Origin of the sequence: Henriciella aquimarina, assembly GCF_002088975.1 — a bacterium.
Lineage (GTDB): Bacteria > Pseudomonadota > Alphaproteobacteria > Caulobacterales > Hyphomonadaceae > Henriciella > Henriciella aquimarina.
The window spans coordinates 1-20999 of the sequence record NZ_NCST01000088.1 but is presented as its reverse complement, the minus strand read 5'-3'; the positions used below and the strand labels follow the sequence as shown (position 1 = coordinate 20999).

Sequence of the window (20999 nt, the reverse complement as noted above, 5' to 3'; positions counted from 1 at the left end):
CGAGACGGGTGGTGTGCGTCATGAAATCAGCCCCTGTGCCCCATCAGGATATCGCGCCTTCCGCCCGGCGCCATTCGGCGGGATAGATATCCGGGCCGACCAGCAGGCCTTCAAGATGCGAGGCGGTGCGGATCTCGAGATCGAAATTGTCCGGCAGATAGTTCCGGCTCGGCGGACCCTGCAGGAAGGTCTCGATGGTGGACGTCACGCGCAGTGTCTCGTCTTCCGTGATCACGGCGGTGCAGCTCTGTTCGACGACATAATGCACGTCCAGCGACGGGCAGTCCTGTTCGGCGGTCAGCTCGCAGCCGAAGCGCGCCGGATCGCCGGTCGGTGTCAGGCGCGCCTGGCCGTGAAACTGGCAGACCCGGTTGAGCTTGGCCTCGAAGGTCCACAGCCCGGCGAGGTTCGGCGGCAGTTCGGGCTGGTCGCTCTGCGCGTGGGCGGCCGGCAGGGCGAGGCTTGCGGCCAGCAGAAGCGAGGACAGGACGCGCCGGCTCATGACACGCCCTCTTCGGCCCGAATGAAGATGGCCGGCGCAGTGGCCGCGGAGATGAGGGAGCCGTACATGCGCTTTGCACTCTGGATGGTCAGGGCGAAATTGTCCGGCACATAGACCAGCCCTTCGAGCTTGGACTCCAGGAACTGGTCGATTTCGGAGCGGATGGTGAGCTGGTCGCCGATGCGCCTGGCCTCGCATTGCTGCAGCACGACCGAGCGGCCCCACATGGAGCAGACCTCGACCGCTGTCAGCTCGCAGGAATAAAGCCCGTCTTCCTCGTTGGGGGTGATGCGCATCGTGCCGGTCATCAGGCATTGGCCCTCCCGGTAGGGTTTGGTCTGGAAGGTCCAGTTGCCGAGGATATCGCTTGAGTCCTTGCCTTCGGTGGCGCTTGCCACCGGGGCGGACAGGGGGATCAGGATGGCGAGACAGGCGATCAGGGCAAGACGCATCACAAGCAGCTCCCGGGAGGAAGGGTTGAAGGCTTGCCCTGAAGGAAACCCTGTCAAGACGGCGACTTCAAGGCGTTATTCCGCTGTGAAGACCTCGATCTCTTTCGGCTTGAGGCCGGTTTCGAAGGCCAGCGGCTTCTCCGTCTTGGGCAGGGCCAGCATTGCGTCGATGGCTGTCTTAGCTCGCACACGGACGTCTTCGTCGATCTCGACCACATGCTCCATGCTGGTGAGGCTGTCGAGAATGTTCTCGAGCGTGATCTGCTTCATGTGCGGACAGAGATTGCACGGACGGATGAAGTTCACGCCCGGATTCTCGGCCGCCACATTGTCGCTCATCGAGCATTCGGTGAGCAGGACGACCTTGTTCGGGCTGTTGTCCTTCACATAGCTCGCCAGCGCGCCGGTGGAGCCGGCAAAGTCGGCCGCTTCCAGAACATCCGGCGGGCATTCCGGGTGGGCGAGGATCATCACGCCGGGGTGGGCGTCGCGCAGCTGGTTCACATCGTCTGCGGAGAACAGCTCGTGCACCTCGCAGGCGCCCGGCCAGGTGATGATGCGGATATCGGTCTGGGCGGCGACATTGCGCGCCAGGAACTGGTCCGGCACCAGGATGACGGTGTCGGAGTTCCATTCCTTCGCGATCGCTTCCACGACCTGCGCGGCATTCGAGCTGGTGCAGGTGATGTGGCACTCGGCCTTCACGTCGGCGGTGGTGTTCACATAGGTGACGACCGGATAATCCGGGTACTTCTGCTTGATCAGGCGCACATCGGCACCGGTGATCGAGGCGGCCAGCGAACAGCCGGCTTCGAGGCTCGGGATCAGCACGGTCTTTTCCGGCGCGAGGATCTTGGAGGTCTCGGCCATGAAGTGCACGCCGGCCTGGACAATGATGTCGGCATCGGTGCTGGCGGCCTCGCGGGCAAGCGCCAGCGAGTCGCCGCGGAAGTCGCCGACGAGGCGGAAGATGTCCGGCGTCATGTAATTGTGCGCGAGGATGACGGCGTTCTTGGCCTTCTTCACGCGGTTGATCTCGGCGACCAGCGGCGCAATGCCCGGCCATTCCATCGGGGTGATGAAGTCGGACACCAGCGGATACAGGTCGTCGGTCTCGGCCTTGACCGCATCGTCATAGGCCAGCCCGCGCGCCTCGGCAGCGTTCTGCGCGCGCATCGGCGTCGGGGTGGGGCATCCCGGTCCGGAATCAATCAGTCTGGCCATGGTTTGTCCTCCATGCTTTTGCTCAATATGAGCATTAGTTGGGTATTCAGAGCCGCGAATTCAAGACCCTTCGGGATGGAAAGGAAGAATTCGCAACACCACTCGCCCTTTTAGGCCGGGTGAGCAAAAGCCGATCTAGACCCGCCATCGGCGTTTGGCAAGGGGCGTGTCCGATTTATGACGATATTCTCATTCCGGCCCGCCGCCGCTACAGGATGCGGCCGGCTGCCGGTCCGGGCCTGGAACGGGGTGGCCAAAAAAGATTCCGAGCAGAGTCAAAGCCTTGTTTTGAAATTAAGATTTCATTTACCAAAAAGCTCTGGTCATGAGAACAAAGAGGGAATATGAGTCTTCGGAACGGAAGGAGAACATCATGGCAAAGGTCAGTTTCTGCGGTCAGTCCGGCCGCGCCACGGTTTTCACGCAAATGGGTCTGGAGAGCAACTGGGCGCGCCGCGCGGGCGTGGCGCTCTTTGCCGCCCCGGATACCTATGGCTGGCGCATCATCCGCATGGTCGAGATGACCGGGCGGATGCACGATGTCCAGCCGATCTGGGCGCAGCTCGACGCCGCCCGTTATGGCGCCAGCGCCATTTTCGTTCACGAAGAAAAGAATTTCGAGGTTCGCCGTTCCCTCATGGCCGATCTCGAAGCGGGCCTGAGTCCGGTCCTGCCAATCTCTCCCGGATCTCAGCCCGCACCCTTCACCGCGCCGCCGGCGCAGATGGCCGCCTGAGGCTCATGGCTGCAGGATGTCGTCATACCAGGCTTCGACATCCTGCTCGACCAGGGCCAGCGGGCGCGGGCCGCCGGTCAGCAGGGCGGTGTTGAAGGCGGCCGCGTCGAAGCGTCCGCCCAGCACGGCCTCGGCCCGGTGGCGCATGTCGAGGATACGCTCGCGCCCGGCGAAATAGGCCGCCGCCTGGCCGGGCCAGACGGCATAGCGCGCCACCTCGCGCTCCATCGCATCGCGCGGCAGGCCGGTCGTCTCGACAAGATAGTCGACGGCCTGTTCGCGGCTCCAGCCCCTGGCATGGATGCCGGTATCGACCACCAGCCGGGCGGCGCGGAACAGGATGGACTGGAGATAGCCGATCCGGCCCAGCGGATCATTGGCGTAAAGCCCGTTCGCATCGGCGAGGTCCTCGGCATAGACCGCCCAGCCCTCGCCATAGGCTGTGTTCCAGATCATCTGGCGCAGCAGCGGCAGCCGCGTCTGCTTCGACGTCATCACGCTCTCGATATGGTGGCCGGGCACGCCTTCATGGTGGAGCAGGGTGGCCAGCGTGAAGCGCGGCCAGTCGGCCATGTCGCGCAGATTGATCTGGAAGAGGCCGGGGCTTGAGCCGTTCGCGGTGGCCGGCACATAGGCCGCCCCGGTGAACACCGCCTCGCGATAGGCCGGCATGCGGGTGACCAGAAGCGTGTCCTCAATCGGCGTGTCGAGGATGTCCGGCATCGCCGCCCAGGCCGCATCGGCTTCCGCGTCGAGCAGGGCGAGCACAGCGGCCCGGTCCTCCTCGGTCGCCTCATAGCGCTGGCCGGGGGAGGCCGACAGCCGCGCCAGCCGCTCGGTCACCGAGCCGGCCGTCAGGCCGAGCGTGTCGAATTCATGCGCGATCTCGGCGGTGATCTGGTCGACCGCCGTCAGGCCGGTCTCGTGCAGGAAGTCCGGATCGGCGCCGGGCTGGGTGTAATAGGCGAGCACGTCGCGGTAATAGGCCTCGCCGTCGGGCAGATTGCCGAGCCCCGGCGTTTCAGGTGCGCGCGCGGCCAGCGCGGCGACTTCGTCGGCGAAGGCGGTGTAGGCCGGGATGACATCGTCCAGCATCACCCGCACGGCCGCGCCGCGATAATCATTGGCGGTGCGCCCGTCTTCCGGCTCCAGCCCGGCGACCACATTGCCGAAATTCTGCAGGAGCGGGTGGGCGTCGATTGGCTGGCGCGTAAAGGCGCGCAGATGCGCCTCGAGACGCTCCAGCACGAAGCGGGGCGGGATGATGCCATTGTCGGCGTCCGACATCAGCCGGCGGCGTTCGTCGGCAATGGCGCCGGGCAGGGCGGCGAGCCGGTCGAGATAGTCCTCGGCATCGTCATGGCTGGCGAGCGGCTGGCTGGAGACGAGCAGGTCGGGCACGTCGGTCCACGCCCCGCTCAGCTGGTCGACGGCATAGGGCCGGGCATAGCCGGGCCCGTAGCGCCCGAAGCCATAGGCCTCGAGCCGGGTCAGGTCGCGATACTCCGCCAGGATGACATCGAGATGGCGGCCGAGCCCGCTATCGTCGGGCAGGGCAGGCAGGTCGGTGAGCCGGTCGAGCAGCTCCAGCCGGATCAGCCGTGTGCGCTCGAACCGGGCCTGTGAGCGGTCGTCGAGGCGCTGGTTGAAGGTGAAGCCGAGGCGCGACTCCTCCATGCCGAGCCGTGTCGCGGTTTCCGGCGACAAGGCGAGCTCGGTAATGGCGGTGTCGAGGAAGACGGAATTGATCTCGCGCACGGTGCGCCGGGCGATGCCGTCCTCGTTCACGGCCGGGGCGCAGGCGGTGACAAGGCACGCCGTCAAAACGCCAAGGGATACAGGCCTTTGGCCGAAAATGCTCAGGGATCGGATCATTCTGTTCCGCACCGCTTCATGACACCTTGTTCACAGTCGCAGCTTAACCGCTGTTGTGCGGTTGTCGCTCACTGGCATATCCGGTAAACCGCGCCCGTCAATCAACAGGAGTCTCCTCGTGGAAAACACTCAGCCTTCGCAGGGCCCCGCACTTAGCGGACAGGTGCTCTTCTATTCCAACCCGCAGCCGCTTTCCGCTGAACAGCATGGCGGACTTGGCCTGAAGCAGATGGAAAAGCCATTCGCGTTTCTTGGCAAGGCGCATGCGGTGCCGCTGACGGTCAACGAATTCGGGCTGGCCTCGACCTCCTATCCGGTCATCTTCGTCGGTGAGGAAAAGACGCCGGTCGGGGCGATGGGTGTGCGCCAGAACGAGAACCTGTTTGTCCAGGCTGACGGCACGGTCGACAGCGACTTCTACGTCCCGGCCTTTGCCCGGCGCTATCCGTTCGTCTTCGCCAACGACCAGAGCCAGGACCGCCTGCTTCTCTGCGTCGACCGCGATGCGCCGATGGTCTCGAACCGTCCGGACGTGCCCTTCTTCGAGAACGGCCAGCCGACCGAGTATACCAACAACGCCATGCAGTTCTGCCAGGAATTCGAGCGTCAGCGCCGCTCCACGACGGAGTTCGTACGCCGCCTGGACGAGCTTGGCGTCTTCTCGCAGAAGACCGCCACCTTCCAGCCGCGCGATGCGACGGGCAACCCGTCCGGCGAGCAGCAGCGTGTGGCCGAATACTGGGCTGTCGACGAGCAGAAGCTGAATGCGCTGAGCGATGAGCAGCTGGGTCAGCTGCACCGCGAAGGCATCCTGGCCGCCTGCTATGCGCACATCATCTCGCTGCTGAACTGGTCGCGCGTGATCAACCGCGCCGTCCGCCAGCAGGCGCCGCAAGCCCCGGCCGAGCCGCAGGGCGGATCCGACGGCCCGAACCTGCAGATCTAGTGTCGGGCCGCCCCGCCAGAAGGGGAAGCAGAATCATAAAGCCCCCGGTCGTTTGGCCGGGGGTTTTCTTGTTTGGGATGGTCGATGTTTAGCGCTTCGGCGTCTTCCGGATCCTGCCGAAAGTGCGCGTCAGCCCCGCAAGGATGACCGCGCTGGCGATGAGCGCCAAGGCGAGTGCGAGCGAACTCGCAAGAGTTGCCGACATGTTTTAGCCTGTTGTTTGAGCCAGACAGTGGGCCCGGCTTGTGCAGAAGACATGGCACCGGCCATCGCCTTGTACAACAAGCGGGCGGGGGCAAACCGGAATAATTTTAATCCACATTAGCGGGGCGGATCGCTGTCGGATCCTCGTCCGGGCCCTGACTGCAACAGCCTCAGCGCCGGTTGGCATGTCCCTCACGTTTTGGCGAGGTGCTTCACAACAGCCCGCCTGAGGCCATATGCCTTCCCACTTGATCGGAATGAACATGCTATGGGTGCTGGATGCCGTTTCTAACCAGGTTCTGTTTCGTGGCGCTGCTGGCGCTGGTTTCCGTGGCGGGCAAGGCCTTGGCCGAGCCGGTCGATGGCGGCCATGCGCGCGTCGAGCTGATCAGCGAGCGCGAAGTGGCGACGCCCGGCGAGACGGTCTGGCTGGGCTTCAGCTTCGAGCTGGATGAGGACTGGCACATCTACTGGAAGAATGCCGGCGATGCCGGGATCCCGCCGGCGATGTACTGGGACGAGGCGACCAGCCTGCCGGAAGACGAGATCGGCGCCATCGAATGGCCGGTGCCCCACACGATCGAGGTCGTGGAGGGCGAGATCATGGATTATGGCTATGACGACCGCGTCGTCCTGCCATTCCCGGTCAAGATCCCCGAAGGGGCCGGGGAGACGATGCGGTTCGGCGGCACGCTGGACTATCTGATCTGCAAGGACATCTGCATTCCGGAATCGGTCGAGATCGAGACCGTGCTCGATCTCGGCAGCCGGCAGGTGCCGAATGTGAAGCAGGCCGACCAGATCGCCGGGGCCCTTGAAGACGTGCCGCCGGCCTTTGAAGGCCAAGCCCGGCTGAGCGAGCAGGGCGAGACCTGGCTGCTTTCGCTGACGGGCGGACAGGTTGCCGGCATGGGCGGCAAGGCCCGCTTCTTCCCGGAAACCCATGACATCAAGCACGCCGCTGAACAGCCGGGCGAATTCGGCGCCGACGGGCTGCAGCTGACGCTGACGCCAGCGAGTGACAGCCCGCCGGAGACCCTGTCCGGCGTCATCACCATCACGCCGGAAGAGGGCGAGCGCATCGCCTTCGCGCTGAGCGCCGAACAGGGCGACCCGCTTGAGGGCACGAGCGGCATCGCCGCCTCCGACAGACAGGCCGGCACGAGCGGTGTGAGCGCGGGCATGATGGTCACGCTGCTTTCGCTGGCGCTGCTGGGCGGGCTGATCCTCAACCTGATGCCGTGCGTGCTGCCGGTGCTGTCGATCAAGGCGATCGGCATGGTGCAGGCCGCCTCCAGGGGCGAGAAGGCGCACCTGCGCGAGCATGGCGTCTGGTACACAGTCGGTGTCGTGCTGTCCTTCGCCGTCACGGCCGGGGTCTTCCTCGCCCTGCGTGCGGCCGGCCAGTTCGTCAGCCTCGGCTTCCAGCTGCAATATCCGGCCGTTGTCGCCGGGCTCGCGCTGGTCATGGTGCTGATCGGGCTATGGCTGCTCGGCGTCTTCACGCTTGGCACCTCGATGCAGAACACCGGCTCCGGGCTCGCCTCCAGAAGCGGCAATGCGGGCGCCTTCTTCACCGGCGTTCTGGCCGCCGTTGTGGGGGCGCCGTGCGTCGGCCCGTTTGTCGTCGGCGCGCTCGGCGCGGTAATCGACAAGCCGTGGCCCATCGTCATGGCGGTGTTCCTGATGCTTGGCTTCGGCCTGGCCTTGCCCTTCCTGATCCTCAGCTTCGTGCCCGGCCTGCACACCGTGCTGCCCAAACCGGGCGCCTGGATGGAGCGGCTGAAACAGGCCTTCGCCTTTCCGATGTTCCTGACGGCGGCCTGGCTCGTCACCGTGCTCGGCAATCACCCGGCTGCCGGGGCGACCGCCTTCGGCGCCGTCATCCTCGCCTTCGGCGTCTGGCTGATGAGCGTGTCGGGCGGCAAGCTCAAGGCACCCGTCCTCGCGCTCGGCGCCGCCCTCAGTGTTTTCGCGATTGGCTGGCCCATCGTCACCGGCCTGCAGGAGGGGCCGGAAGAGGGCGAGAGCGAATCCTATGCGAGCGTCACGCCGGAACCCTGGTCGCCGGCCCGCGTCGATGAGTTGACGGCGGAAGGAAAGGGCGTCTTCGTGGACTTTACCGCCTCATGGTGTGCGACCTGCCAGGTCAACAAGCGCACGACGCTGACCAAGCCGGACGTGCTGCGCGCCATGGCTGACGCGAATGTGACCTTCCTTGTCGCCGATTTCACGAGACCTGACGACGACATTGCGGCAGAGTTGAAGAAACGCGGAAGCCCGGGCGTGCCGATGTACCTTCTCTACGGTCCGGGAGCGAGCGAGCCGGAGGTCCTGCCGACGCTGCTCAATCCGGGCATGATGAAGCGCAAGCTCGGCGCCTTCGAGACCGCGTCGCTTGAGCGCGACCAACAAGGAGACTGATCCATGCTGACCATGACCCGCAGAAAACTCGGCCTCGCTTCCGGCATGGCCGCCGCCGTGGCGCTGAGCGCCGGGGCCCTGATCGCCTTCTCGGCGGAAGCATCGCCCGCCGCCGAACCCGGTGAGACTGCGCCGAACTTCACCGGCACGACGTCTGACGGCGAGACGGTTTCGCTGTCGGACTTCTCCGGCCAGACAGTCGTTCTGGAATGGACCAATGATGGCTGCCCCTTCGTGCAGAAGCACTATTCCAACCCGCCAAAGAACATGCAGAGCCTGCAGGATGAGGCCGAAGCCGATGAGGTCGTCTGGCTGCAGATCATTTCCTCGGCGCCCGGCAAGCAGGGCCATGTGTCCGGCGAGAAGGCCGACGCCATCAATGCCGGCCGCGACGCCACGCCGGACCATGTGATCCTGGACCCGTCCGGCGATATCGGGCGGCTCTATGATGCCAAGACCACGCCGCACATGTTCGTCATCAAGGGCGACCAGCAGATCGCCTATGCCGGCGCGATCGATTCGATCCGCTCGGCCCGCGTGGAGGATATCGACAGGGCTGACAATTATGTCCGCGCCGCGCTCGATGCGGTCGAGGCCGGCGAGCCGGTCGAGGTCGCCTCGTCCAAGCCTTATGGCTGCTCGGTGAAATACTAGGTCGATTGAATGTCGGGTGCCTCACCCCGGTTTATCCGTGGTGCCAATCTCCAGCCTGTGCGGCCAGGATGAAGACAGCGGAAATGGACCCCATGGACAAGCCATGGGACGGCACCGGTTTCAGAGCGCTGACGGGAAAGGGCCGCTACTGGATCCGCTTCACCCGGAAGAAGACCCCATCGTCCAGCTGCATGCGGTAGCTGCCCAGCGCGGCGGATTTGACCGTCGCCGTTTCCACACCGCGTTTCTCGGAATAGAAGACCGACTTGGTGTCGATCTGCTGCCAGACCGAGCCGTTCTCGAGATAGACGATGAAATCGCCGCTGTGCGCGCGTGAGACGCGGGTGACTGGCACCGTCATCTCGTCGAGCTTGTCGTCCCCGTCATCGCCGCTGAACATGGAGGAGGCGAATTTCGGCAGGCTCGGAATGGAGAAGCCGAACGATTCCTTCTTGACCTGCTCGACCTCGTCGCGCGTCACGGTGACGACGTCGCCGGCCTGCTCGGCCGATTTCAGCCGCCCGACGGCGGCGTCGTAACAGGCGAGGCGTTCGCTGTCGCTCGCGATATCGGCGCAGGCATAGACCTCTGCCGTCGAGGCCGACTGGCTTTCCTCGGCCGCTGCTGGCAATATCATCCCCAGGATCGCGCCACTTATGAGCAAACTTTGTCTCATTTTACTTCCTCTCCTGCTCGGCTCTGCCGCACTCTCTTCCCAAGAGCAGCCTCGTCTGAAACAGTATGACGAGACATGACTGTCAGCAAAAGTCACGGAAACATATGATGAAATCAATCAAGACGTCCCTTCTCGGCGCTGCGGCTGCGGCGATGGTGTTCACGCTGGCCGGCTGCGGCGGGGGCGGCAGTGGCGGCGGCGACGACGAGGCGGCTGTGCTGCGCCGCGGGATTTCCGCCAAGGTCGACACGCTGGACCCGCACCGCTCCTCGGCGAAATGGGAGAACATCGTCATCTCCGACATGTTCACCGGCTTGATGCAGTCGGCTGCCGACAATGAGCCGATCCCGGGCGTCGCGGAAAGCTGGGAGACGAGCGAGGACGGGCTGACCTGGACCTTCAAGCTGAAGGAGACCCAGTGGTCGGACGGCGAACCGCTGACGGCCGAAGATTTCGTCTATGCCTTCCGTCGCATCCAGGACCCGGAACTTGCCTCGCAATATTCCTCGCTGCTCTACATCGTGAAGAATGCCGCGGAGGTGAATGCCGGAGAGCTGCCGCCGGAAGAGCTCGGCGTGCGCGCCATCGACGACTACACCTTCGAGATTACGCTGGAAGAGCCCGCGCCCTACTTGCTGGGCCTCTTAACGCACTACACGACCTATCCGGTGCCCCAGCACATTGTCGAACAGTATGGCGAATCCTGGATCCAGCCGGAGAACATCGAGGTCAACGGCCCCTACAAGCTCGCCTACTGGCGCACGGGCGACCAGATCGTCTCCGAAAAGAACCCGCTTTTCAGCGAGGCCGACAGCGTCTGCTTCGACCGGGTGGCCTATTACGAGCTTGAGGACTCGGCCGCCGTCGAGCGCAAGATCGAGGCCGGCGAGATGGACATCAATAACGGCTTCGACGGCGGACGTGTCGACGAGCTGAAGAAACGCTTCCCGGGCTGGGTGCGCACCACGCCGGGTCTCGTCACCACCTACTGGACCTTCAATTCCAGCCAGGAGCCGTTCACCGATGTGCGCGTGCGCAAGGCGCTCGCCCTGGCGCTCGACCGGGAGTTCATCGTCGACAAGGTGCTGACGCCCGGCTACGTCCCAGCCTACAGCTTCGTGCCGCCGAAGATGAGCAATTACAATGTCGAGCGGCCGGAAGTGAGCTTCATGGACAAGAGCCGCGAGGCGCGTCTCGAAGACGCCCGTGCGCTGCTGCAGGAGGCCGGATACGGCCCGGACAATCCGCTGACCTTCGAGTTTATTTACCGTTCGACCGACGACAATCCGAAAGTGGCCCCCGTCGCCCAGGCCAACTGGGAAGACATTGCGCCATGGGTGAATGCCCAGATCCTGAAGCAGGATACGAAAGTGCTCTATGCCCGCCTGCGCCAGGCCGATTTCGAGGTGGCCGACGGCGCCTGGATTGCCGACTTCGACGATCCGATCAATTTCCTCTACCTGCTGGAATCCGACACCGGCCAGCAGAACTATGGCCGCTACAGCAACCCGCAATATGATGCGCTGCTGTCCAAGGCGAGCCAGACCCGCGATCTTGAAGAGCGTGCGGAAATCTTCGCCGAAGCCGAAAAGCTGATGCTGGAAGACTATCCGATCACGCCGATGTGGGTGCAGGTGACCAAGAACCTGGTCGATCCCGACATTACCGGCTGGGAGGAGAACGCCCAGGACAATCACCGCTCGCGCTGGATGTGCCGCAAGGATCTGGAGGGTGGCAGCGACGAGGTCGCTGACGCTTCGCTGGACGACTAGGCCGGCGCTGTTATCGGGGGAGGGCGATGACAAACGAGCTTGAAACCGCAGGGGCCGCCTCGCTGGGCGGTCTCTCCTCGGGCGGCAAGGCGGACCTGTCGGGCCAGCCCTGCCGCAATTGCGGCGCGCCGGTGGAGCAGCGCTTCTGCCCAAGCTGCGGCCAGCTGGCGGCGAGCTTCCACCGCCCCTTCCTCTCGCTCGTCATCGACAGCATTGGCGATACACTCGCCCTCGACAGCCGGGTCTGGCGCACGCTGCCCCTGCTGATGTTCCGCCCGGGCGTGCTGACGCGGCGCTACAATGAGGGCAAGCGCGCGCGCTATGTACCGCCTTTCCGGCTCTTCCTCCTGTCCAGCCTTATCTTCTACCTCGTCGCCTTCGCTTTCCTGGAGCGTGTCGACTGGATCAATGTCGCCAATGCGAGCGTCGACGGCGAGGCACTGAGCGACGAGGAGATGGCCACGCTGCGCAACGAGGTGTTGCGGGCCGATGGCACGCTCGACGAGGCCCGGCTCGAAGCACTGATTCGCGAAGCGGGCGGCGGCGATGAAGCCGCGGCTGAAAGCGAGCCCGCCGACACCACCGATCCTGCACCGGAAGAGGGGACGCCGGACGAGCCTGCCGGCGCGGCCGACGCCGACACCCAGGCGGTGGCCGACCGCCTCCAGCGCATTGCGGACAATCCGAAACTCTTTCTCTCCGCCGTGGAGGTCTGGGCCCCGCGGCTCAGCCTGCTGCTCGTGCCCTTCACGATGCTCGCGCTGGCGATCATGTATTTCTGGCACCGGCGCCTCTACATCTACGACCACGCGATCCACGCGCTGCACCTGCACTCCTGGATGTATCTGGTTTCAACGCTGGTGATCGGCCTCAGCCTCGTGGCGGGCGCAGGCACCGCGTCCGGCATCTTCTTTATCGCCATGCCAATCTATGTCCTGCTCAGCTTGCGCGGGGCCTATGGCACGGGATTCTTCATGAGTTTCATCAGGATGGTGCTGCTCTGCACCTTCTGGATCGTGTCCCTGTCCTTCCTGATGGTGGGCGTCCTGATCGCCAGCGCCCTGTCGATCTAGCAGAGGCAGATATGCCCCGCTTCATCTGAAACGCTCGCAAGACTGCCCCCTTTTTAGGCGGAATTCACGCATGAAGCGTTCAGGAAAAAGGGAATTTTGTCATAAAAAGCGGCATTGTGAGACAAGAAGGCAACACTTTGAAAATAATGTGACGAGCCCCGGTGGTTTTTCCGTTGACCTCACACCCCAAAGTTTCGAGCGTGCCATTCATGTCGTGGGCGTCGGGGTTCACGGCAAACAGTTTGCTCCACGTGACGGAAGAGGAGGAGTTTATGCTCCGAATCCGACGGCACGGGGGCATCTCATTTGTGGTGAGAGTTAATCGGAGGTTCCACAGTGAACAGAAACACACTCAAGAGGCATCTGCTTTCGTCTGCGGTTTTCGCAGGCGCGGCGATGGCCATGTTCTCCATGCCTGCCAATGCGCAGGAAGACGTGGAGCGGGTCGACGATGCGCCGGCGGCTGCTCAAGAGGCAGAAGCACGCCAGGAGACGGTTGTCGTGACCGGCTCGCTGATTCCGCAATCGGGCAACATGGTGGAAACCAGCCCGGTCACGGAAATCGGTGCTGAAGATTTTGATGTCCGTGGCGCGCTTCGCGCGGAAGACATCGTCAACACGCTGCCGCAGGCATTCGGCGCCCAGGGCTCGAACCTGGCCAACGGTGCGACCGGCACGGCATCCGTCAACCTGCGCGGCCTCGGCTCCGAGCGCACGCTGGTTCTGATGAACGGCCGCCGTCTGCCTTACGGCTCGCTGAACACGCCGGCTGCCGACATCAACTTCATTCCGTCGCAGCTCGTCGAGAAGGTCGACATCCTGACCGGCGGTGCATCCGCGACGTACGGGTCTGACGCTATTGCCGGCGTTGTGAACTTCGTGCTGAACGATGACTTCGAAGGCGTTCGTGTCGACACGAACTACTCCTTCTACCAGCACAACAATGACGGTGAACTGCAGCCGCTGCTCGAGGAATTCTCGGCCCTCAACCCGGGTCAGTTCAGCGTGCCGTCCGGCAGCACGGTCGATGGTGAAGCGATCGACGTGACCGCCATGTTCGGTGGCAAGTTCGACAATGGCCGCGGCCACATCATGGGCTTCGCCGGCTATCAGAACACCAACGAAGTTCTGCAGGGCGACCGTGACTATGCGCAATGTGCTCTCGGCACGCGCAATGAAGGCTCCGAGTTCACCTGCTCGGGCTCGTCCACGAACGAGTTCACGAACCTGGCAAATACTGATCCAGAAAACTATGTGCTTGGAAATGGCGCAAACTCTGCGCGTGTCAATCCTGACGGCTCCGGCGAGTTCATCGACCGGAACAACGTCACCGACACGTTCAACTTCAACCCGTTCAACCACTATCAGCGTCCGAACGAGCGTTATAACTTCGGTATTTTCGCCCGTTACGACATCGCCGAGAACATCGAGGCGTATTCGGAGCTGATGTTCATGGATAACCGCACCAACTCGCAAATCGCTCCGTCGGGCGTATTCGGGTATGGTGTTAACGGTGGTACCGGTATCAACTGCGATAATCCCTTCCTTAGTTCGCAACAACAGAATTTCCTTTGTGGAGATATTCCTGATGGTGCGATCGATATCGAACGGGATGCTGACGGAGCGCCTATCCTGGACGAGAACGAGGAAACCATACCGGTTTTCGATGGTCTGCCAGATGCGACTTTTGGGCCTAATGACATCGTGCCAGTTACCTCGCTGCGTCGCGCAGTTGAGGCCGGCCCGCGGAACAATGACATCCGCCACACCACCTGGCGCGGCGTGATGGGTATCCGGGGCGATCTGGAAGACACCGGCATCGGCTATGACATCTCGGCTAGCTATGCCAATGTCCACCGGTCGGAAGTTTACAACAACGACCTGTCTGTCAGCCGTATCCAGAAGGCGCTTTATGTCGTTGAGGATCCTGACACTGGGGAACCTGTCTGTAACGTTAATGTTGACGATGATCCGACTAATGACGATCCGGCCTGTGTGCCGCTGGATATCTACTCCGGGGCGCCGGTCACCAATGGTGCGTTCGACTATCTGACCGTTCCACTGCTGCGTGACGGTGAAACGACGCAGACCATCATCAATGCCAAGGTCTTCGGTTCGCTCGGCGACTCGCTGGGTATCCAGAGCCCGATGGCGACCGATGCGCCCGGCTTCGCGCTTGGTGCCGAGTATCGCCGTGACACAATTGACTCCAATCCGGATGTCGGCTTCCTCACCGGCGACGGTGCAGGCCAGGGCGGTCCGACCACGGGGCTCAGCGGTTCGCAGAACGTCGTCGACATCTTCGGCGAGCTCAACGTCCCGCTCATCCAGGACCGTCCGGGCATCGAGACCCTCGGTTTCGACCTGGCCTATCGTAAGTCCTTCTATGAGGAGACCGATAGTGACGCCTACAAGATCGGCTTCGACTATGCGCCGTCCACGGACATTCGTTTCCGGGCGTCGTACCAGCGTGCCGTTCGGGCCGCGAACGTGTTCGAACTCTTTGCCACGCAAAGCATCGGCCTGTTTGACCTGACGGAAAACGATGCTGGCTTCTATGATCCATGCGCCGGGCCAAGCCCGGAATATACTGCGGCCCAATGCGCCAATACCGGCGTTACACCTGGCCAGTATGGCAGTATCCTTGATAACTCAGCAGGGCAGTTCAACACGCTGACCGGTGGTAATGTGGATCTCGAACCGGAATCCTCGGACACTTACACCATCGGTTTCGTGGCCACGCCGAGCTTCATTGATGGCCTCACCTTCTCCGTCGACTATTTCGACATCACGGTCGAGGACTACATCAACACGGTTCCGCAGGAGCTCGCGCTTGATACCTGTGCGCAGACGGGCGACGAGTATTTCTGTTCTCTCATTAACCGGGGTGATGGTGGCACACTGTGGCTTAATCAGAGTGGCTTCATAACAGCGACCAACATCAACACCGGTCAGATCCAGACCAGCGGTGTCGATGTCCTGGCCAACTATGTCTACGACGCCGGCGGTATCGGTATCTTCGACTTCAACTTCGTCGGTACCTGGCTGGAAAGCCTCGAAGTGCAACCGCTTCCGGACGTGGAAGTCGGCGGCAAGTTCGACTGTGCCGGTCTCTACGGCGGCCGCTGCCAGTCCAACTTCGGCTCGGGTGCGAACCCGGAATGGCGCCACAAGGCCAGCCTCACCTGGTCCCAGGAGAAGCTGTCGCTCACCGGTACGTGGCGTTACTATGACGAGGTTACCCTCGACGGTTCCGACGGTTCCGGCATCAACGGCACGCTGGACGAGCAGAACTATCTCGACCTGTCCGGCCGCTACCAGCTGCTGGAGAACGTCTCGGTCCGCGCTGGCGTGAACAACGTCACGGACGAAGATCCGCCGCTGTCGTCGGTTGTCGGCACGGCGCCGGGTAACGGCAACACCTACCCGCAAGTCTATGACGCGCTGGGCCGTTACGTCTTCATGGGTGCCACGGTGGACTTCTAGTCCAACCGGACACTTCGAAACGAAATGGGAAGGGCGGTCTTCGGACCGCCCTTTTTCTTTGCCCGCGCCCCAGCCGGTCTCTGTTGCGGGCAGGCGGCGCAGCCGCTAGGAGCCATCGCTGTGACCCGCAATCGCCCCATCCCGCATGTGAAGCCGGAAGATGCCGCCTTCATCCGGTCCCTGCTCATCCATGAGGATGACAAGGTCCTGGCCTTCAACAAGCCGCCGGGCCTGGCCGTGCAGATCGCAGGCGGGCGCGGCAAGTCGCTCGACTTCCTGCTCTGGACTTTCGCGAAATCCAATGGCAAGCGCCCGCGCCTGGTCCACCGCATCGATTCCGGCACGTCCGGGGTTCTCATCGTCGCGCGTACCCAGCCGGCCGCAGCCCATCTCTCCGAACAGTTCGCCCAGCGCCGCACGCAGAAGACCTATCTCGCGCTTGTCTCCGGCGCGCTGCCCGAGGCCGATGCGGGCACGATCGAGACCCCGCTGCGCAAGGTGCCGTCCGACCGGGGCGGGCGCGAAAAGATGGTGCCGGCCGGGGAGGGGCAGAAGGGTGCGCTGACAGCCGAAACGCATTGGCGGGTCCTGTCGCGCCACGGCGTGCATGCCCTTGTCGAGGCGAAACCCGTGACCGGGCGGATGCACCAGATCCGTGCGCACATGGCCGCGCTCGGCTGCCCGATCCTGGGTGACCGCATCTATGGCAGCGGCAAGCTCTCGGCCCCGCGCCTCATGCTGCATGCCGCCCGGCTTGTCATCGCCCATCCCGATGGCGAGACGCTGACCCTGTCGGCGCCGCTGCCGGAAGATTTCGAGAGCCTCGCTGTGACACTTGGGCTCAATAGCCAGGCGGGCTGAAATCTCCGAAAAGACGGCCATGGTCCGGCCTGTCCGCTCTCTTGTCCACCACGTGCGGCCTCTGCGCCATCTGGCGCTGCGGACGCTCATCCTGTGGCTGGGCATCACCGCCTATGCCACCAACGGGGCGCAGGCGCACCTCATCGTCCCGGCGGGCGACACGGTCGAGGTCCGGCTGTGCGGCGCGCATGGCGGGCGCACCGTCACCATCGATTTCGGCGACGGCCAGCCGATCGAGGCGACCGACGACAGCTGTTGCGGGCCGTGCCTGATCAGCGCGCCGCTCGTGCCGGAAATACCGGCCCTGCCAAAACCGGTCCAGCCGGTGGCAGCCCCGGCGGTCGATGCCCCGCGGGCCCGCAGCCATATCGTCTACTCCATCTGGCCGGGCGCGCCGCCGCACGGCCCGCCCGCCGTTTTCGAAAGACACCTCTAAGCCCGGCGCGCCCTCATGGCGCGGCCGGACCCTTTTGTTTTTTCGAAAGACCCAATCCAATGAAACACCAGACACTTCTGGCGGGCCTCGTGCTCGCCTGTGCCACCGCGCAACCGGCGCTCGCGCATGAAGACGACGCCACCGCCCCCCACGCCAAGGATCACGCCCCCATCGGGGTGATGGGCGACCACCGCCACGGCAAGGGCGGGTGGATGCTCTCCTATCGCTATATGCGTATGGAAATGGAGGGCAATCGCGACGGAACCGACACGCTCTCGCCCGACGAGATCGCGACCGCGGTGCCCAACCGCTTTGCCGGCCAGCCCATGATGCCGCCGACCCTGCGGGTCGTGCCCGAAGACATGACGATGAACATGCACATGGCGGGCGTCATGTATGGCCTCACAGACCGCGTCACCCTGATGGGCATGGTCAACTGGCTCTCCAGCGAGATGACCCACATCACCTATCAGGGCGGCATGGGCACCGACCGTCTCGGGCGGTTCACCGCCGAATCCGAAGGTTTCGGCGACAGCTCGGTTACCGCCATCATCGGCCTCGATGACGGCTCCGATCCGGACCGGCAGATCAACCTCAATATCGGCGTCTCGATCCCGACCGGCTCGATTGACGAAACGAGCGAGGTGCTGAGCCCGATGAACATGCGCCCGACCCTGCGCATGCCCTATGCCATGCAGCTCGGCTCCGGCACCTGGGATATCAAACCGGCGCTCACCCTCCGCCAGCATGCCGGTCAGTGGAGCTTCGGCGCGCAGGGCGGGGCGACGATCCGGCTCGATGAGAATGATGAAGGCTATTCGCTCGGCGACCGCTATGAAGCCACCGCCTGGGCGGCCTTCGAGCCACAGCCCTGGATCTCGGTGTCCGGCCGGCTGAAAGCGGTGACGCAGGGCAAGATCGACGGTATCGACCCGGCCATCATGGCGCCGGTGCAAAGTGCCGATCCGGACAATTATGGCGGCGACACGCTGGAAGCGCTGGCGGGGGTGAACCTTGTCGGCCAGAGCGGGGCTCTGCACGGCCAGCGGCTCGCCTTCGAACTTGGCCTGCCGCTCTACCGCGACCTCAACGGCCCGCAGCTTGAAACCGACCTGACCCTGACGGTCGGCTGGCAGAAAGCCTGGTAAGGATAAAAAAGGAAGGGCCGGTTTTGCCGGCCCTTCCTGCTCTTTTTCCGATGCGGGTGACGGGGCCTAGCCTGCCGGCGTCAGCTTGATCAGGCGCCCGCCTTCCATGTCCTCGAGGACATAGATCGCCCCGTCCGGGCCTTGCTCGACTTCACGGATGCGCTTGTCCCATTCATAGCGCTCGGCTTCGGTCGCGGTGGTCTCCATCGTTTCCGACGTGCCGCCGGAGCCCATATTGTCGAGCGGAGTTTGCTGGAACTCGACGCGGATCAGCGCCTTCGAGGACAGCCCGCCAATGAAGGCGTCGCCCTGCCAGTCGCCGAACATCCCGCCGTCATAGATAATCAGGCCGGCCGGGCTGATCACCGGCGTCCAGGAGATGGCCGGGTTCTCATAAATCGGGTTCTCGTCATGGTTCGCCGGGAATTGCTTGCCATTATAGTGCTCGCCATTCGAGACGTAAGGGTAGCCGTAATTCTCGCCCTTCACGATGCGGTTGAGCTCGTCGCCGCCCTTCGGTCCCATCTCGTGGGCCCAGAGCTGGCCGTCGCCATCGAAGGCCACGCCCAGCATGTTGCGGTGGCCCAGCGACCAGACCGTGTCGGCGACGGCGCCATTGCCATAGAAGGGATTGTCTTCCAGCGGCTCGCCATCGGTCGTGACACGGATGATCTTGCCGAGATTCATCTCCATGTTCTGCGCCGGGCTGAAATGCTGGCGCTCGCCGGAGGTGATGATGAGGTTGCCATCGGGCGCGATGGCGAGGCGGTGGCTGTAATGCCCGTTGCCGGTGACCTTCTGGGACTGTTCCCAGATCTTTTCGCGGTCGCTCAGGCTGCCGCCGTCCTCGGTGAGCGTCAGCGTCGCTTTCTCCACGACGGCGCCGCTCAGCGTGTCATCGTCCGGGTCGCGCTCGACATAGGACAGGAAGACGGTGTTGTTGGTGGCGAAATCCGGATGGATGATGATGTCGCCAAGGCCGCCCTGATTGCGCATCTCGGTGTCCGGCACATTGGAAATCTCGCCCAGCTTTGCGCCATTCTCGTCGAGCAGCCACAGGCTGCCGGTAAGCTCACTCACGAGCGCGCGGCTATCGGGCAGGAAGGTCATCGCCCAGCCATAGTCGAAGCTTTCAAGCGGCGTGGCGGTCAGCTCGGTGCCTTCCGTGCCGGTGACACTCATGGACTCGCCCTCCTGTGCCATGGCGCCTGCGCACAGGGCGAGGGCGGAGGTCGAGACGAAAACGGTGCGGAAAAGGGTGGGGGACATGGAAGCCTTCCTGGTCGTCGGGTGGAACATCAATCTTTCAGCTATGTTGGTCTGCCCCCACGAAAGTGGTCCATTATTTGAGTTAGTTCCGGCTTCAGATATGGAGCTGAGACATGGGCAAGAGATCAACGCCTGAAGAGATCATAGCGAAGCTGCGGGAGGTGGAGGTCCGCCTCGCGCGGGGTGAGACGACGGGTCAGGCCGTGCGTTCGATCGGGGTGACGGAACAGACATACTATCGGTGGCGCAAGGAGTATGGCGGGCTGCAGGTTGGCCAGGCCAAACGGCTGAAGGAGATCGAGAAGGAGAATGCGCGGCTGCGTCGCGCCATTTCTGATCTGACCCTCGACAACCAGATCCTGCAGGAAGTCATCAAGGGAAAGTTCTGAGCCCTTCACGCAAGCGCGAGGCGGTCGATCATGTGGTGGAGACACTCGGCGCAACCGAGCGCCGGGCCTGCCGCGTGATCGGCCAGCACCGTTCCACCCAGCGCAAGCCGCGTGTGCCACGCCAGGACGAGGATGTGCTGACAGCGGCCATCATCGCCCTGGCTGAACGGTTCGGCCGGTATGGCTACCGCCGGATCACGGCCCTGCTGAGACGGGATGGCTGGCATGTGAACGAGAAGCGGGTGTATCGCATCTGGCGGCGTGAAGGGCTGAAAGTGCCAATGAAACAACCAAAGAGAGGCCGTCTCTGGCTGAATGACGGCTCCTGCATCCGGCTGAGGCCGATGCACAAGGGCCATGTCTGGTCCTATGACTTCGTTCAGGACCGCACGCATGACGGCAAGGTGTTCCGCATGCTGTGTGTGATTGATGAGTTCACTCGCGAATGCCTCGCCATTCGTGTCGAACGCAAGCTCAACTCCCGCGATGTCCTAGACACGCTGGGCGAACTGTTCGTGCATCATGGCCCGCCGGAGCATATCCGTTCCGACAATGGCCCCGAGTTCATCGCCACGGCCCTGCGCGAGTGGCTTGGCCGGATCGGCGTGAAGACGCTCTATATCGAACCCGGTTCGCCTTGGGAGAACGGCTACTGCGAGAGCTTCAACTCCAAGCTCAGAGACGAGTTGTTGGCGAGGGAAATCTTCTATGATCTCAGGGAGGCGAAAGTCCTGATCGAGACCTGGCGGTGGCATTACAACACCGCGCGTCCGCACTCTTCTCTGGGCTACCGACCGCCCGCGCCACAAGCCATCTTGCCCGCGGCGTTCATACCGCCTTACTGTGGGGAGGTAGCGGCATGAACGCCGCTA

At 63.4% G+C, this 20999-nt stretch carries 17 protein-coding genes; 11 read left to right on the top strand and 6 right to left on the bottom strand.

Annotated elements, in window-relative coordinates; translation table 11 throughout:
- Positions 1 to 43: 43 nt before the first annotated feature.
- The 3 genes from B8784_RS14405 to nadA all read right to left on the bottom strand — a co-directional run bounded on the left by B8784_RS14405 (position 44) and on the right by nadA (position 2178).
- On the bottom strand, positions 44 to 502 hold the full coding sequence (locus B8784_RS14405; RefSeq protein WP_084398643.1) for a hypothetical protein: 459 nt from the start codon (positions 500 to 502) through the stop codon (positions 44 to 46).
- Positions 499 to 954, bottom strand: coding sequence for a hypothetical protein (locus B8784_RS14400; RefSeq protein WP_084398642.1), 456 nt, complete (start codon positions 952 to 954; stop codon positions 499 to 501). Before B8784_RS14400 ends, B8784_RS14405 begins: the two co-directional genes overlap by 4 nt.
- A gap of 75 nt (positions 955 to 1029) precedes the next feature.
- Entirely contained in the window at positions 1030 to 2178 is a 1149-nt protein-coding gene (nadA, locus tag B8784_RS14395; protein WP_084398641.1) for a quinolinate synthase NadA, read from the bottom strand.
- Between the two features lie 373 nt (positions 2179 to 2551).
- Here nadA and B8784_RS14390 point away from each other — a divergent pair, with 373 nt between their 5' ends.
- Positions 2552 to 2914, top strand: coding sequence for a hypothetical protein (locus tag B8784_RS14390; protein WP_143435516.1), 363 nt, complete (start codon positions 2552 to 2554; stop codon positions 2912 to 2914).
- Positions 2915 to 2917: 3 nt separating this feature from the next.
- Here B8784_RS14390 and B8784_RS14385 read toward each other — a convergent pair whose 3' ends face one another.
- Positions 2918 to 4789: a DUF885 domain-containing protein gene (locus B8784_RS14385; RefSeq protein WP_084398639.1), complete on the bottom strand. Its 1872-nt coding sequence runs from the start codon at positions 4787 to 4789 to the stop codon at positions 2918 to 2920.
- A 118-nt stretch (positions 4790 to 4907) separates the two neighbouring features.
- Here B8784_RS14385 and B8784_RS14380 point away from each other — a divergent pair, with 118 nt between their 5' ends.
- From B8784_RS14380 to B8784_RS14370, 3 genes are all read left to right on the top strand, one after another.
- Positions 4908 to 5735, top strand: coding sequence for a SapC family protein (locus tag B8784_RS14380; protein ID WP_233356156.1), 828 nt, complete (start codon positions 4908 to 4910; stop codon positions 5733 to 5735).
- Between the two features lie 483 nt (positions 5736 to 6218).
- A complete protein-coding gene (locus B8784_RS14375) occupies positions 6219 to 8363 on the top strand; it encodes a protein-disulfide reductase DsbD family protein (protein WP_084398637.1) in 2145 nt (714 codons plus the stop codon).
- A gap of 3 nt (positions 8364 to 8366) precedes the next feature.
- Entirely contained in the window at positions 8367 to 9017 is a 651-nt protein-coding gene (locus B8784_RS14370) for a redoxin domain-containing protein (RefSeq protein ID WP_084398636.1), read from the top strand.
- Between the two features lie 145 nt (positions 9018 to 9162).
- Here the strand turns inward: B8784_RS14370 and B8784_RS14365 are convergent, their stop codons facing one another.
- Positions 9163 to 9693, bottom strand: a complete 531-nt coding sequence (locus B8784_RS14365) for a hypothetical protein (protein ID WP_143435515.1) — start codon at positions 9691 to 9693, stop codon at positions 9163 to 9165.
- Positions 9694 to 9800: 107 nt separating this feature from the next.
- Here B8784_RS14365 and B8784_RS14360 point away from each other — a divergent pair, with 107 nt between their 5' ends.
- The 6 genes from B8784_RS14360 to B8784_RS14335 all read left to right on the top strand — a co-directional run bounded on the left by B8784_RS14360 (position 9801) and on the right by B8784_RS14335 (position 18469).
- Positions 9801 to 11465 (top strand): peptide ABC transporter substrate-binding protein, encoded by a 1665-nt coding sequence (locus B8784_RS14360; RefSeq protein WP_233356155.1) that lies wholly within the window; start codon positions 9801 to 9803, stop codon positions 11463 to 11465.
- A 26-nt stretch (positions 11466 to 11491) separates the two neighbouring features.
- Positions 11492 to 12538: a DUF3667 domain-containing protein gene (locus B8784_RS14355; RefSeq protein WP_084398633.1), complete on the top strand. Its 1047-nt coding sequence runs from the start codon at positions 11492 to 11494 to the stop codon at positions 12536 to 12538.
- A gap of 336 nt (positions 12539 to 12874) precedes the next feature.
- Positions 12875 to 16024, top strand: a complete 3150-nt coding sequence (locus B8784_RS14350) for a TonB-dependent receptor domain-containing protein (RefSeq protein ID WP_143435513.1) — start codon at positions 12875 to 12877, stop codon at positions 16022 to 16024.
- A gap of 120 nt (positions 16025 to 16144) precedes the next feature.
- On the top strand, positions 16145 to 16885 hold the full coding sequence (locus tag B8784_RS14345; RefSeq protein WP_199288586.1) for an RluA family pseudouridine synthase: 741 nt from the start codon (positions 16145 to 16147) through the stop codon (positions 16883 to 16885).
- Between the two features lie 19 nt (positions 16886 to 16904).
- A complete protein-coding gene (locus B8784_RS14340; protein WP_084398630.1) occupies positions 16905 to 17321 on the top strand; it encodes a hypothetical protein in 417 nt (138 codons plus the stop codon).
- Positions 17322 to 17380: 59 nt separating this feature from the next.
- Positions 17381 to 18469: a transporter gene (locus B8784_RS14335; protein WP_084398629.1), complete on the top strand. Its 1089-nt coding sequence runs from the start codon at positions 17381 to 17383 to the stop codon at positions 18467 to 18469.
- Between the two features lie 66 nt (positions 18470 to 18535).
- Here B8784_RS14335 and B8784_RS14330 read toward each other — a convergent pair whose 3' ends face one another.
- Complete coding sequence (locus B8784_RS14330) at positions 18536 to 19738, bottom strand: PQQ-dependent sugar dehydrogenase (protein WP_084398644.1); 1203 nt, start codon at positions 19736 to 19738, stop codon at positions 18536 to 18538.
- A 113-nt stretch (positions 19739 to 19851) separates the two neighbouring features.
- Between B8784_RS14330 and B8784_RS14325 the strand changes: the two genes are divergently transcribed.
- Positions 19852 to 20990, top strand: a protein-coding gene (locus B8784_RS14325) for an IS3 family transposase (RefSeq protein ID WP_143435295.1) whose coding sequence is annotated in 2 segments (ribosomal slippage) — positions 19852 to 20110 and positions 20110 to 20990 — 1140 coding nt in all. Because the reading frame shifts where the segments join, the coding sequence is not laid out codon by codon here.
- The last annotated feature ends 9 nt before the right edge of the window (positions 20991 to 20999 follow it).

Bases quoted from the DNA above. Each gene is read 5' to 3' on its own strand.
- B8784_RS14405 (WP_084398643.1), bottom strand. From the start codon at position 502: ATGAGCCGGCGCGTCCTGTCCTCGCTTCTGCTGGCCGCAAGCCTCGCC.
- B8784_RS14400 (WP_084398642.1), bottom strand. From the start codon at position 954: ATGCGTCTTGCCCTGATCGCCTGTCTCGCCATCCTGATCCCCCTGTCC.
- nadA (WP_084398641.1), bottom strand. From the start codon at position 2,178: ATGGCCAGACTGATTGATTCCGGACCGGGATGCCCCACCCCGACGCCG.
- B8784_RS14390 (WP_143435516.1), top strand. From the start codon at position 2,552: ATGGCAAAGGTCAGTTTCTGCGGTCAGTCCGGCCGCGCCACGGTTTTC.
- B8784_RS14385 (WP_084398639.1), bottom strand. From the start codon at position 4,789: ATGATCCGATCCCTGAGCATTTTCGGCCAAAGGCCTGTATCCCTTGGC.
- B8784_RS14375 (WP_084398637.1), top strand. From the start codon at position 6,219: ATGCCGTTTCTAACCAGGTTCTGTTTCGTGGCGCTGCTGGCGCTGGTT.
- B8784_RS14370 (WP_084398636.1), top strand. From the start codon at position 8,367: ATGCTGACCATGACCCGCAGAAAACTCGGCCTCGCTTCCGGCATGGCC.
- B8784_RS14365 (WP_143435515.1), bottom strand. From the start codon at position 9,693: ATGAGACAAAGTTTGCTCATAAGTGGCGCGATCCTGGGGATGATATTG.
- B8784_RS14360 (WP_233356155.1), top strand. From the start codon at position 9,801: ATGAAATCAATCAAGACGTCCCTTCTCGGCGCTGCGGCTGCGGCGATG.
- B8784_RS14355 (WP_084398633.1), top strand. From the start codon at position 11,492: ATGACAAACGAGCTTGAAACCGCAGGGGCCGCCTCGCTGGGCGGTCTC.
- B8784_RS14340 (WP_084398630.1), top strand. From the start codon at position 16,905: ATGGTCCGGCCTGTCCGCTCTCTTGTCCACCACGTGCGGCCTCTGCGC.
- B8784_RS14335 (WP_084398629.1), top strand. From the start codon at position 17,381: ATGAAACACCAGACACTTCTGGCGGGCCTCGTGCTCGCCTGTGCCACC.
- B8784_RS14330 (WP_084398644.1), bottom strand. From the start codon at position 19,738: ATGTCCCCCACCCTTTTCCGCACCGTTTTCGTCTCGACCTCCGCCCTC.